Genomic DNA, 12,899 nt, shown 5'->3' on the forward strand with positions numbered 1-12,899 from the left:
CGCTGCAGTGAAATCAATGCGTTTCGTCTGTCACGATGTGCAAGGTCTGCGTCGGGAATGCAAACCGCACTCCAATGGCATCGGCCAGGCGCAGGATATCGATAAAAATTCCCTGCTGTTGATTGAGCTCTGCGGACCAATCAGGTACTTTCAGAAAGAAATACACCAGAATATCGAGACTGCTGGGTCCGAAGTTATTGAACACGACCTCGATTTTGTCTTTCCGCGTTTCCGGATGAGTAGCAATGATCCGCTTGACCCCCTCGACAAAGCTTTCCATTTTTTCAGCCGATGTGTCGTAAGTCAGGTTCAGGACGGTTTTTACCCTCCGGAATTTGCGCAACCCCAGATTGTCTACGGTGCTGCCCACTATTTTACTGCTGGGAATGGTCACCACAGAATCGTAAAAAGTGCGGATTCGCGTACTTCTGAACCCCACATCTTCGACGTTGCCCTCGATATTGTTCACTTTGACCCAATGACCGATAACAAAAGGTTTCTCGAACATGATAATAAGGGAACCGAGCAGGTTGGCCAGAGTTTCCTGCGCCGCCAGGGCAACGGCAAGGCCGCCTATGCCGAGGCCGGCGAGCACGGAATAAGCCGGCAACCCCAGTCTATCGGCCCCGGTGACCAGAATTGCAATCGCGAGCACGATGGTCACCAGACGTAACGCTATACGGATGAGCTGGCTGTCGATACTACCCGTACGCAGCCGTTCGTGAGCGATGATGCTTTCCGCGACAGCCCCGCCGGCAACCCAGACCGCCCAGGTCAGGGCGAGAAAAAACAGGCCCCACAGCGACAGCGACATTATCTGGTAGACTACGCCGGAAACCCGCAGAACTTCGGCAAAAATCGACGTAACCACCGGCATCACGATTACCAGACTGAGCGGTTGCAGCAAGTGCGCCCATCTTCCGGCAGTTGTTGTTTTCTTCCTGGCCCAGCGGCTGCTTAGGCGAAAGCATAGCGAAACGACAGCCAAGCCGGCGCTCAGAACAAGCAGAATGCCGAACCATCGCCACAGCGGTTGATCAAGAAACACAGGGCGGGAGCCCTCCGCCATTTCGAGCACCCAGCGGGTAGGAACTACCCTGCGCAATACAAGCGCCACCCCGCTCGGACTATACGAGGCGAAATCATACCAGCCGGCGGATGCGCCAGGCTTGTAGGGCATATCCTTTATTTTCTGGTAAAACTCGGGAATCCGTCTCACCGTTTCCGGGGAAAACAGATATTCTCCAGCCCGCGGGCCCTTTTCGACCCTCGCAATCCGGATCTCGGAGTCGGGCAGAGTCCAGCGCTTGAATTCTGCAGAACTCATCGTCTGCGCATCGGGAATCAATTCGGAGGGAGGGATGCTCATGCGGTCAAGTATCTCCTTCAACTGTATTGCCAGTCCCCTGGAGGTTTCTCGAACCGTAGCCTGAGGCAATTCGCTCAAATCCAGCGTCCGTTCGGCATCATCCACCATATTGAAAGAATCCCGCATAACGGCCAGTTCTTCCTGCGAAAAGTATAATCTCGGGGAGTCCTGGTATGACTGCAATACTCCGATTCCATTCGCATAGCCTTCGCTCATGGCTTTGACGAACCCATGGAGCGTAGCGCGAGGACTGGTGGTGTCAATGGGCCGGAGGGGAGTCGCTTCATCGGCGTTGGCGCCGCCTCCGGCCCATTGCAATACCGACAAGGCAAGAAGCAATGCGGCAAGGCGACGTTTTGAGGCAAAAATTGATAGTCCGGTCTGTATCATCGTCAGCGGGCTCAAAAAGCGGATATCGGATAAAGCTATCTACAGTTGCCAATAACTTTATCAGGCGGTCACGCTATTTCTCTTTGCGCAGCATGTTGATCGCATGACTGACGTCGCTACTGAAATACTCCAGGGTACGGTTCATCGCAGCAACAGTGTCTCGATTGCCCGATCCGGCGGGCCGTTCAGTGTAATGCGCGTCATGTGCAGCCAGCTCCTTTACACCATCTCCGCTCAGTATGGCCCAGTGCACGTTCAGAACGCTGTCGCCGTCAACGCTGCGGTCGAAGCGGAGAATTTTTACCGTCACCTGATAGTCGATACCCGCCGCGCGTTTCCATGGATAAACCGCTACCCTGTTGCCGGGCAGTTGCGCCCTCAGGTTTTCAGCCAGCACCTGGGTGACATTATCCTTGAGCGGTCCCGCCCAGCGATCGAACTCCGCCAACTGCAGTTCATTCTGGCCGCTGCGCGTGACAATTTGCGGACGATCCAGATATTCCGGTATTTCGACAGGCCCCACGCCAACGGAACTATCCGTTGGCGCCGACTCGTTCCGCTGCGCCGCCGTGGCGCTGTCGGCGAGAACGTAATAGTGAGGCTCAGGGCTGCTGCAACCGCTTAACAGCAACAGAAAACAGAATGCGGATATAATTTGTAGTCGGCGTATCATGGTTTGGCTCCGCTCCCCGCCTTGCCGTTAAGCAAGGCTTCAGGATGTCGTTCGAGATAGTCGGTCAGCGCGCGGATAGAGCGCGCCGAGGCGGATAGTTCTTCCAGCGCATTGCTGATGTCAACCGACATCGGCGCGCCCGGTTCTATTTGTTCCAACGCCCTGGCCGTCGATCCCAGACTTTTTTCAAGACTGGCGCTCAGCGTCGCTATTTGCTTGTCGGTGGTTTGCGCAAGATGGCGCATATCCGCCAATGCCAGATTCAACGAATGCGTTGCCTCCTTCAAGTCGGCGGAATTAAGCAGCTTGTTGCTGCCCTTGACCGTACCCAATAATTCCTCGCCGATTTTGTCGAGCGGCAGTTTCTTCAGGTTGGCGACGATATCGCCGATATTCTTCATCAATTCATCGGTGGCTGACGGCAAAGTCGGCATTTCAGGATACTGTCCGCCGTAAATGAGAGTCTGGCGCGGCGCATCCGGGTAGAAATCGACATCGACATACAGCTGCCCGGTAATCAGACTGCCGGTTTTGAGCCGCGCGCGCAGTCCGCGCTCAATCAGTTTTTCCAAGCCGGGATGTCGGCCCGCGGCAATGTTGGCTTTCTGCGATTCAAGGAATTTTTTTATCTCGCCTCCCTTGTTCATCGGCATCAAGCGTTCAGGGTTAATCTCGACGATAACCGGGACTCTGATCTTAAGGGAGAAGTAATCCACCTCCAGCCGTATATCGGTGACGGTGCCTACGTGTATGCCCTTGATTTCCACCGGCGCGCCGATATTCAGACCGCGAACCGAGTCGTCGAAATAAAGCATGAAGTTATTTCTTACAGTATATGAACCTTCGGCGATACTGGCAAAATCCTTGTGCAGCCGGAAGCGGGTATCGGCGTCGCTGGGCGGAATGTCCGGGTCGTTCAGACCGGGAGTTTCGAAGGTGATGCCGCCGCTCAACAGCGTTACCATCGAACCTACCTTCAGGTTGACGCCCTGCGCGCCCATCGACAGGTCAACAGCGTTGACTTGCCAGAAATGCGTGCCGTCTTTTATCAGACGATCATAGGGCGCATTGATAAAGATTTCGACCTGCACGCTACGCCGGTCTTCGGCCAGTTTGACATCGACAGCCTGTCCGACCTGGATATCGCGAAAATAGACGGGCGTCCCGTAACCCAAAGGACCTGCGCTATCCGCCGAAAGCAGGAACGACCGCCCGGGCGTGTCGGCGCTGACATGAGGCGGCTGATCGAGACCGCTGAATTTGTATCTGGGCTTGCCGTCGCCGAATTCGACACCGATGTAATTGCCGGCGAGCAGCGTATCCATGCCGGATACGCCACTCAGGCCGAACTGCGGTTTTACCACCCAGAAAACGGTGTTTTCCTTTATGTGATCCGCGACATGCTTGTCCATTTTCGCCGTGACCAGCACCTGCGTCAGATCCTTGCTGAGTTCCACGCTCAAGACAGTACCGACCTCGACGTTTTTATATTTGATTTTGCTTTTACCCGCTTCCAGACCGGAAGCTTCCCTGAATGCAATCGTGACGGTCGGCCCCTCGGCGCTGAGCGTCTGATAGGCCAGCCAGATGCCTATCGCCAGCGCTATCAGCGGAATGACCCAGACCAGCGCCAAGCCTCTGGATTTTTCCACCAGGGCCTCTCCGCCTTGCTGCTGCGGTTTGCTTGCCATGACGGTTTTGTTCGGTTCTTTTGGGGCTTGGGACATGCTTATTCCTTTTCCTTCATAGGCTGATTTTCGAGGTTATCCCAGATCAAACGCGGGTCGAAGCTCATGGCGGCAAACATGGTGATCACCACGACGCCGGCAAAGGCAACCGCGCCCGGACCGGCGTCGATCGTGGATAGCGAACCCATTTGGACCAGAGCGACCAGTATGGTGATGACAAAGATATCGATCATCGACCAGCGCCCGATCAGTTCGGTCAGGCGATAAATCACGGTGCGTTCCCGTGGACGCCAGTTCGACTTGACCTGCACGGAAAGCAGCAGGCCGGTCAGCGCCAGCAGTTTCAGCACCGGCACGGTGATGCTGGCGAAAAAGACCACCAGCGCCAGAGGCCACATGCCGCCGACTATCAATGCCTTGACACCGCTGAGTATGGTGTCCGCTTCTCCCCGACCCGACATTTTTACGGTCATGATCGGCAACAGGTTGGCGGGGATATAGAGAATATAGGCAGTTAATGTCAGCGCCCAGGTGCGCGTCAGGCTATCCGGTTTGCGCAAGTGCAGACTGCTGCCGCAACGCGGGCAATAACGGTGCGCGTGCTCCGCTACGGAATTGATCGGCGTCAGCAGACGGCAATCGTGGCAAACCAGATAGCCTGCCCGCGTTGCTGTGCGTCTACTCTGGATCACGATGCCGCTCCTATTTTTTCCCAAATATTATCGACATCCAGCGAGGCATCCGTTGCGGCCACGAACAGCATCAATGCTGCAAACGAGTAGAGCGCGATGCCCGGCTGCAGTGTCGCCAGATCGGCCATTTTGACCACGGCTACCAGTATTCCCAGCATGAACACTTCGGTCATCGCCCAGGGCGACAGCGTTTCCAGCAGTCTGAATACCCGCGCCGCTCTCGGCGCGAGCCGGTTGAATCGCATCGGGATCAGGACATATAACAGCAACAGGGCTCTGGCCAGCGGTGCCAGGATGGTAACGATAAAAACCAGCGCGGCAATTTCCCAGTAGCCTTGCTTATACATTTCAACGATGCCTGTCATCAGCGAGCCTTCCTGCACTATTCCGGCTATGCTCATGCGCAGCAAGGGGAAAACGTTTGCCAGCAGCAGCAGAATCAGGCAGGTAAGCGCCAGTGCCAGGCTAAGATCGATGCCGCCGCGCTTGCGTTCGCACAGCACCGCGCCGCAATTGCTGCACAGCGCCTTTTCACCTTTCTGCAGCCAGGGTTTGCTATATAGCTGATCGCAATCGATGCAGGCAATGAGCGCTTCGGCATTATTTTGTGTTTCATGCATGGAGTGATGCACCAACCAGTTCGATTTTAAGCGGCTTGACGCTATCCAGATGTATATCGCGCTGAGGGAAGGAAATGACGACGCCTATCTCATCGAACAGTTCCTCCAGGCGAATGCGAAGGTCGCTGGCTACACGCATCCAATTAGGCACTTTACTGATATCCACCCAATAGTCCGCTCGAAAAAGCAGAGAGCTGTCGCCGAACTCCTGCAGATAAATTTCAGGAGCAGGATCGTCGAGCGTCCGGGGATGCTCCTCAACCGCACGCTTCAATACCGACATGACATCATGGATCGGCGAGCCATAAGCAGCATCAACACTAATCGTGAAACGCATATGATGATCAGACAGCGTCCAGTTGGTAACATTTTTCTCCAGTAGGGTTGAATTCGGAATCAACATATCGATCCCGTCGAAGCAACGGATTTGGCAACAGCGCGCGCCAATATCGTTAACCCGTCCGCGCACGCCGTCCACTTCCACGATATCGTTCAAACGAATGGGACTTTCCACCAGCAGAATCAGCCCGCTGATAAAATTATTAAGTATGTTCTGAGCGCCAAAGCCAAGGCCTATGGCGAGCGCACCGCCGACAAAAGCAAATACGGTTAGCGGGATGTTCACTGCCAGGAGCGAGAAAACGACCAGAAGAACGGCCGTAGCCATACTGAAAATGCGATGTATCAACAGCGCAGAACTTTCCTTGCCGGAAAAACGCTGCATAATGCGACCACGCCACCAGTTACCGATACGCGTCGAACACCAGAGCCCTATCACCAGGATGGCGAGCGCCTGCATGATTTTACCCAGGGTCACACTACGCTTGCCGACAATCTCGCGCCCCTCTACCATGATTTTATCTTCGACAGCGACTATTTCAAAATTCCAAGCCTCAACGCTCAGTTTGTAGATGGTGAGTTGAAGATTTTTCAGGCGTTCGGCAAATGAAATGCTCTCTTTCGGTCGGAACATACTCTCGCTCCAGCTGCGCAGATCGCCGTCCAGATCTTCAGCCTCGGCCAAAGCCCCGCGCAACATGGACTCCCAGCGGACAAGAGCGGCCTGCTCCCGCATAGCCGGCGCGCGGTCACCATACTCCTGTTTCCAGGCGTCGACATGCTGCTGCTGATCGTCCACGCGCCGGCGGATTATTTCGAGTTCGGCGCCGAGAAAATCGAGCCAGGAATCCACAATATCTCGAATACGCTGGTATGCGCTCATCGCCGTTTCGGCTTCCTTGCTCGCTTGTTGATGGACGCTGGCATAGCGGTGCTCCCACAACTCGCGGCGCATTGCCAGAAGAAGTGCCTGCATGCGCATTATCTTCAGAATTGCCGCTGCTGCCTCTGTTTCAAGCTTGCTCGCGTCCAGTTCTACCCGGTTCTTAACGATTTCATGATTTCTCGCCTGTTCTTCCTGAGGGTTCGCCGGCTTCCCGTGCTCCTGCATTTTTTCCAAGCGCTCACGAACCGCATCGAAGCGGGCTTGAGATTCCCGATCTGCTTCTATCGCTTTTTGCGTTGCTGCTTCGATTTCCTGCTGTTTTCGATCCAGAAGCGCCAGCTTGGCATCAAGATCGGCAGGAGTAAGCGGTGAAATGCGGCTGGCGGTCAAAGCCTGACGTTTTAACAGCGTTTGTTCGCTGATGCGAACCGATAGTAATTCATTGTGAAAGTCGCGCTCGGTGTCGAGCATCGCCAACCTGGCTTCTTCTTGCTGGCGCCGCAGGTCGCTTAAACTCCGTAACCAATTGGCGCGCTCCTTTTCATCAACGGCAGAACCTTCCAGCCGTTCATCCGCCTTGCGCACCCCTTGCTCTGTTCGCTTAAGATCCAGGCGCGCATCTTCCAGTGTACGATCGAACAGCGCTTGCTCTTTGCGTAGCGCCTCGACTTCGCGCTCCTTGGCGAGTACCGCGTTCCACAAATTATCAATGAAGTCTGCGGCATAAGGCCCTGGCAGCTCAAATCCATGCCAGGCAAGCGTTTTCTCCGCTGTTTCCCGATGATAGCGACGTATGGATTCCAATCTATTCAGCGAATCGAGATGAGTCTGATACAGTTGCGCCAACAACCGCAACGTGCGCTTGTACTCCCCCCACTCGGCATCCGTTGCTCCCGCAGACTGCACCGCGGCGGCATCTACCGGCAGGGCGGACAAACGTCTGCGAATTTCCGCCAGACGGTCATGCACCACGCCCTGTTGCATTTCGCTGGAAGGCGGTGAAACGTCACCATTTCCTTGAGAAAACGTGGGCAGGCTTAACATACCTGCGACAAACGACAGGAAAGCAAAGGCAAGCCAAGGCTGCCGCCGGATATGTCGCTGTATCATGCAATCTTTCGCACTCAACCCGTTCGACCCAAAAATAATGAAAAATGTGTAATTCTATTTTATCAAACAGGCTTACCAACCGCGCCCGGCCCAGCCTATCTCTCCGTATTTGCGGAACGTCGAATGTTGCAGTCGCCAAGAGGAAATCGATTTTGCAGAGATTCTTTGAAACCTGGCGGCAGGATGTCCAAGATTAACACAAGCAAGCGGCCAGAGACTATAGGGCTTTGAGTCTATAAACTGACGCAGCCGGGAAAAAAGCCGGGTAAACGTTTCTATTCATTAGCTCCCTGATCGCATACGCAGGACGCTCCAGTCGCATTCGCAGCGCTACGCCCACAAACGAGGAAGTATTTTCGCCACATACCCCGAAGATGGACTCTTGCTTCATTGACTTGACCGAACCGGATCAAAGTTTTTAAGACTATCCTGTATTGCCTGATAGGAGTCGGGAGAAATACTCACTTCACCACGCAGGGGGTTGTCTACCGCAGCCATAAGAAAAATCATAAATCCCAGGAAAATCGAGAATACGGCCGTCAGCGCAAGATGCGTCTTCATTGATGGCAGATGGAAGAAGTAAATCAATGGAATAATGAGGAACGCCCCGGCAAGCATGACGACCCAGAAAACAGCCGGAATGCCTACGTCTACGGAATCCATACGCGCTCGACGCAATTCAATCAGATGATTAAACGCGGTGACCGACTCCGACAAAAGGATTTGCTGACTGATCGAGTCCGGTTGATAACCTGACAAGACGCCATAAAAGCCGGTAAGAATCACAGCCCCGTCATTCGGGCTCTCTCCATGCCGATGTAACGGCCACTCAACATCAATGACATAGGCTAGATAGTCTGCGAGATAGTTCTGAAGCGAGTGTTTGGCGGGTTCCTGCAGCGCGCTGATATCCCGGTAAAGCGCCGCAATGGAAGCGGCCTCCTTGCTGGCCAGCGATCCGACGCTATCAAAGTTTTGCCAGGCTGCAACCGCAACCAGCCCCAGCAACAGCCCGTACAGCATACCGACACCGGCAAAAACAGCACTGATCGGTTCGTTGGTACTGTCGGAAATACGAAACGTGTTATAAATCCACCCGCGCAACGCAATTAAACCTGCGAGCGAAAAAGCAAGAAACGACAAAACGATACCCGCACCGAGTTGCCAGGTCGGCAAATCATAAATCCAGTACACTTATAATTATTCCAAATAGCGAGGGGAAAACAGACGGGAGTCAGCGATAACACCGTTAAAATAAGCCGTTCCAGCCCTAAACCCTCTCTCGCACAGGAGAGGGGCCAATGTTGATGGCTATACCGTCATAGGGCCATAGGGCGGCGAATACGTTTGCATACCAGAGTAACCAACTCTGGACAGAAAAAGAATCGCGCCGTTATTTTTTTTCGCCCGCTGCTCCCGGATTCGCCAACGCCTGCGGACTATCCGGCGGCCCGGAAAACTCAATTTGTCTGGCGTCCTTCGGCGCCTTGAAAGCGAAGTCGGTGGACGCAGGCTTCCGCTTCAGATTCCAGTCGAAAAATTCAACCATGTAGCGCGGGGAGTCGGCGGCATCCTTGTAGGTAATCGCCAAACGCTTCGGCAGAGCCTCTTTACCGCTTTCGATCCAGACTTCCCAGTCAACCCCCGGACCAATAAAAGCCAGGTGGTCGCACAGCGCGCCATTCACATTGGAAGCACCAACGACGAAGGCGCTGCTCAAGTCCCGGGTCATGACCGCGTAAGGGTCGCTAGCCATGAAATTCGACGCTGGAAAATGGATGCCTGCCTTGGTAATCAACAAGCTCAACGTGTCCTCAATGCTGCCGGGGGCGTCGAGGACTGCATAAAGGTTCTTGGCGGGATCGAACGCCCACACCTTGGAACCGTCGTAGGTAATCTGGTAAGCCGGACCGTCGCCGCTAATTCTGACCCGTAACTTATTGGGACGCTCCAGCACCAGGTCGGCCTGGGCGAAGAAAGTCAGAAATTGTCCGGTCGATGCAGGAATTTCCACCGAACTACGTGTGTGATAGCCATAGGATCCGGCTGCGACCAAGGTATCGCTCATGCGCTTCAAAAGAGCAAGAGCACGCTGATCCATGACGGGATGAGCCGAGTTTTCGGCGTTGCCCGCAGGCGCAGCCGTTTTTGGTTCTTCCGCTGAGGGTTGAGCCGGGATCCGCGGGTTATCCGGCGGTAAATCATCCGCACAGGCGCTCGCAGACCAAACAAGAACCAGAGCCATAAACAGCCGGACCATAGCCTTCCGTTGAAACCGATTTGCGATCAATTCTGCTTGCATAGTCAAGCCTCCCATTTCTTGGTTTAAATTTGTTTACAGCCGCTTCCTCTGCGATACTCACGCCAACAGGAGCAGGCCAGACTAGAATGGCTGCTTGACAACCTGATAATAAACCCCGTTGCTTCCGAACTCCGGCTTGAACCAGTTTGGGCCACAGCCGTAGTATTCGACGGATTTCACCACCGCGTTGGTGCAGCCGGCCGGCAGGGCGGACAGCTGGGAGCCCACCGGCAACGGCGAATCAATCACAGGAGGCTGCGCGACGGAAGGCGGGGCGGATGCCGTCGCTGCGTAAGTGGGCTGTTGCGACGATTTCGCAGCGGCCGAACCGGCCATCGCGCCCACCGCCACGCCGGCCGCCCCGGCAGCCATTACTTGCCCAGTTGTAGCGTTATAACCGTTATTGTAATAAACATTGGCGGAACCGTAAGGCACCGGATGATATACCGCTGCGGGAGGGTGGTATACGGCCGCAGGAGGATGATACCCCGGAGCGCCATACGCAGCCGGGGGCCGGCCATAATAAGCACCGCTTCGGGTGACGGTACTTCCTGAAGCGGTAGTGGCAGTGGCGGTGCCGCCGCCCCAGGATGCCGAGCCGCCATTGGCCGTAGTCGCCGAACCGCCGGAACCCGCGTTCCAGGAAGCGCTGCCGCCTCTTGCGCCGGTCGCGCTGCCGGACCCCCCGCCCCAGGAAGCACTGCCTCTGTACCCGGAGGCCGACCCGCTGCGAGCATGGGCCGCAGAGGAGAGCAGGGCTGCAACAAGGGCGACAGCCAGAATGGCTCTGATCTGATAATTATTGTGTAGACGCATAAACTCTACCCTCCGGTGACGTATTCAAGCTGAACTACTTTTTTTGGTAGAGATTTACCAACCTACTTAATTTAGTGAGCTCATGCAGGATTTTGCGCATCGCACAGACAGGCTGGAAGCAAGGGATAAAACACGTCGCGAATGAGCTTACCGGCCATGACAAAATTCCCGCCCCCATAAAAAGACACCCTCGACCCCGCGCACGCTCCCACCCTCTCCCCGTGGAAGAGAGAAACGGCACAACAGGCACGCCAACCGCCCATGGCGAGCGGTCATGGATGGCCTCTTACTGTTTCGGAATCAACGGCATTGCGGAACTGATCTTTAAATCGGCAGCCGCAATCCATACGCTTTCAATCTGAACAAAGCGCATTGCAATTTTGTTGGACAGCGCTTTCGCAACTTTCTTGTAATAATTTTTCACTATTTTGCTTCTGGACTCGCGGACATCAAACATGTCTTGCACCAATTCGGCGGCTTTGTCCTCGCTCAGATCATCATAATTGTCCGCGTAGTCCTCGATCACTTTCAGTTTACGGTCGTTAACTTTCATCAGATCGGCTTCGTACTGGTTATAGATGGTCCAAAACTTCTTGGCTTCGTCATCGTTGAGCGGCATGGAGGCTTTTACAAACGCACGCTTGTCCATACGCAGTTCGGCGCGCAACAAACTGATTGCATCCTGTTCGCCGCCAGCCGGCGCAACTGCATCCACAGCTTCGGCGCAAGCGGCGCCAAAAACAAGAGCAAACGCAAACGTCAACGTAGTTATCTGTTTTTTCATATTAATATCCAAAATGATTTGTTTATTCAAATCCGGAACAGGAAAGCGCATCCTGCTTCGGGAAGCTTCATTCTAAATCTTGGCACATCCCCTTTTCCATTAGCATTTGGTCTTAATAGGCTCAATTTACGCTAACCGGCAACTATGTATAACGCAGAAAAGCATCAGAACGGCATCACGGTGAAGGGGGTCTCATCAGTGACCGCCTCACCTTGTTTACGGTTGGCGATCAGCACGAACTGTCCGGCCCAGCGCTCCATGATACGCTTGGCAGGGCCATACCAGGTCAGACGCGTAAGATCGATCGGAGCAATATCCGCCATATCGCGATCTGCAAAGGTAGCGACGATTTCGTTTGTTTTCAAATCGCGCAACCGGCCTTCGAAAGCCGCTCTACGCTGATTGACGACACCGGCAACAGTTCCCGTTCCCGGCGGCCCCGCCCAGCTGAGCGCGTGCAGCACAGGAGTGGACGGGTCGATTTCGATCAGAGCCAGCTCCAGCCGTAAAGCGGGGTGTTTTTGCGACTCCTGACGTTCGACTACCCGGAAACGATGATGGGGATCATTTTTAAAAGCCTTCACAACCTGATCGTGAAAATAGAGCCCAAGCTCTGCGATATCAGCCTGTACGTCGCTGAACCACGCGGCGGAGCTCATGCCGTGCAGCCAGTCCATTTCCATCATATATCGGGTGTTCACCGGAGCGACCAGCAGCTCCCGATAGTTGTTTTTATCGAAACCGGGCTTGATCCAAACCTTTTGAAACGGCAAGTCGGCGCGCGAGCGCTGCCGCTCCGGATGTGCGATGAAGCCCGCGTCAGGCGCAGGATCGACAACGGCGGTCTTTACCTCATTGCTGCCCGAGCGAATGCTCGAACAACCGGAAACAGCAAGGGCCGACAACAGCATAAAAACGCCTGCGGTTCTGCCGCCCGCAAGTGCGGCCTGTTTCGTTCTCAATGCCATACGGCAACGCGCATAATCGGTATCCATAACACATAAACTATCACAGACAGCGGTGCGCGGCTACCGGTCCCCAGAGTCGATGTCTACGCGCCCGGCAACAAACAGTGCCGAGTCGACAACCGGCTTGAGTTATTGCCGTTGTCCGCAGGCAACACGACAAAAGGGGACAATTACCGCGCCGTCGAGCTTCTGCTGTAACGCCAACCCGCTTACTCCCGGCATATATCCAGATCCGACAGGACACAACCAGCCTGGCGAGGCG

The 12,899-nt window shown here is 54.7% G+C and carries 11 protein-coding genes; all 11 read right to left on the bottom strand.

Annotated features, from left to right (window positions below; genetic code table 11):
* Nucleotides 1-13: 13 nt before the first annotated feature.
* Entirely contained in the window at nt 14-1,774 is a 1,761-nt protein-coding gene (locus F6R98_RS13720; RefSeq protein WP_153249519.1) for a mechanosensitive ion channel family protein, read from the bottom strand.
* Between the two features lie 58 nt (nt 1,775-1,832).
* On the bottom strand, nt 1,833-2,432 hold the full coding sequence (locus F6R98_RS13725) for a PqiC family protein (protein ID WP_153249520.1): 600 nt from the start codon (nt 2,430-2,432) through the stop codon (nt 1,833-1,835).
* The gene (locus tag F6R98_RS13730) at nt 2,429-4,159 is read right to left on the bottom strand and encodes a PqiB family protein (protein ID WP_228124878.1); all 1,731 of its coding nucleotides are present in this window, start codon (nt 4,157-4,159) and stop codon (nt 2,429-2,431) included. Before F6R98_RS13730 ends, F6R98_RS13725 begins: the two co-directional genes overlap by 4 nt.
* Before the next feature lie 2 nt (nt 4,160-4,161).
* Nucleotides 4,162-4,812, bottom strand: a complete 651-nt coding sequence (locus tag F6R98_RS13735) for a paraquat-inducible protein A (RefSeq protein ID WP_194269942.1) — start codon at nt 4,810-4,812, stop codon at nt 4,162-4,164.
* Nucleotides 4,809-5,432 carry a paraquat-inducible protein A gene (locus F6R98_RS13740; RefSeq protein ID WP_153249521.1) on the bottom strand — a complete coding sequence of 208 codons (624 nt, stop codon included), beginning with the start codon at nt 5,430-5,432 and terminating at the stop codon, nt 4,809-4,811. The genes F6R98_RS13735 and F6R98_RS13740 overlap by 4 nt, the downstream gene beginning before the upstream one ends.
* A complete protein-coding gene (locus F6R98_RS13745; RefSeq protein WP_153249522.1) occupies nt 5,425-7,767 on the bottom strand; it encodes a mechanosensitive ion channel domain-containing protein in 2,343 nt (780 codons plus the stop codon). The genes F6R98_RS13740 and F6R98_RS13745 overlap by 8 nt, the downstream gene beginning before the upstream one ends.
* Before the next feature lie 387 nt (nt 7,768-8,154).
* Nucleotides 8,155-8,961, bottom strand: a complete 807-nt coding sequence (locus F6R98_RS13750; protein WP_153249523.1) for a bestrophin-like domain — start codon at nt 8,959-8,961, stop codon at nt 8,155-8,157.
* A gap of 199 nt (nt 8,962-9,160) precedes the next feature.
* Entirely contained in the window at nt 9,161-9,868 is a 708-nt protein-coding gene (locus F6R98_RS13755; protein ID WP_194269943.1) for a DUF2092 domain-containing protein, read from the bottom strand.
* A 282-nt stretch (nt 9,869-10,150) separates the two neighbouring features.
* On the bottom strand, nt 10,151-10,885 hold the full coding sequence (locus F6R98_RS13760) for an RNA-binding protein (protein ID WP_153249525.1): 735 nt from the start codon (nt 10,883-10,885) through the stop codon (nt 10,151-10,153).
* Between the two features lie 286 nt (nt 10,886-11,171).
* Nucleotides 11,172-11,669 (bottom strand): hypothetical protein, encoded by a 498-nt coding sequence (locus tag F6R98_RS13765; protein ID WP_153249526.1) that lies wholly within the window; start codon nt 11,667-11,669, stop codon nt 11,172-11,174.
* Nucleotides 11,670-11,833: 164 nt separating this feature from the next.
* Nucleotides 11,834-12,637 (bottom strand): DUF3313 family protein, encoded by an 804-nt coding sequence (locus tag F6R98_RS13770; protein WP_194269944.1) that lies wholly within the window; start codon nt 12,635-12,637, stop codon nt 11,834-11,836.
* Nucleotides 12,638-12,899 lie beyond the last annotated feature (262 nt).

The organism is Candidatus Methylospira mobilis, from assembly GCF_009498235.1.
GTDB classification, from domain to species: Bacteria; Pseudomonadota; Gammaproteobacteria; order Methylococcales; family Methylococcaceae; genus Methylospira; species Methylospira mobilis.

What these genes read in the sequence shown, in the direction of transcription:
- F6R98_RS13725 (WP_153249520.1), bottom strand. Translation starts at nt 2,432, where the DNA reads ATGATACGCCGACTACAAATTATATCCGCATTCTGTTTTCTGTTGCTG.
- F6R98_RS13765 (WP_153249526.1), bottom strand. Translation starts at nt 11,669, where the DNA reads ATGAAAAAACAGATAACTACGTTGACGTTTGCGTTTGCTCTTGTTTTT.
- F6R98_RS13745 (WP_153249522.1), bottom strand. Translation starts at nt 7,767, where the DNA reads ATGATACAGCGACATATCCGGCGGCAGCCTTGGCTTGCCTTTGCTTTC.
- F6R98_RS13770 (WP_194269944.1), bottom strand. Translation starts at nt 12,637, where the DNA reads ATGGCATTGAGAACGAAACAGGCCGCACTTGCGGGCGGCAGAACCGCA.
- F6R98_RS13755 (WP_194269943.1), bottom strand. Translation starts at nt 9,868, where the DNA reads ATGGATCAGCGTGCTCTTGCTCTTTTGAAGCGCATGAGCGATACCTTG.
- F6R98_RS13730 (WP_228124878.1), bottom strand. Translation starts at nt 4,159, where the DNA reads ATGTCCCAAGCCCCAAAAGAACCGAACAAAACCGTCATGGCAAGCAAA.
- F6R98_RS13760 (WP_153249525.1), bottom strand. Translation starts at nt 10,885, where the DNA reads ATGCGTCTACACAATAATTATCAGATCAGAGCCATTCTGGCTGTCGCC.
- F6R98_RS13740 (WP_153249521.1), bottom strand. Translation starts at nt 5,432, where the DNA reads ATGCATGAAACACAAAATAATGCCGAAGCGCTCATTGCCTGCATCGAT.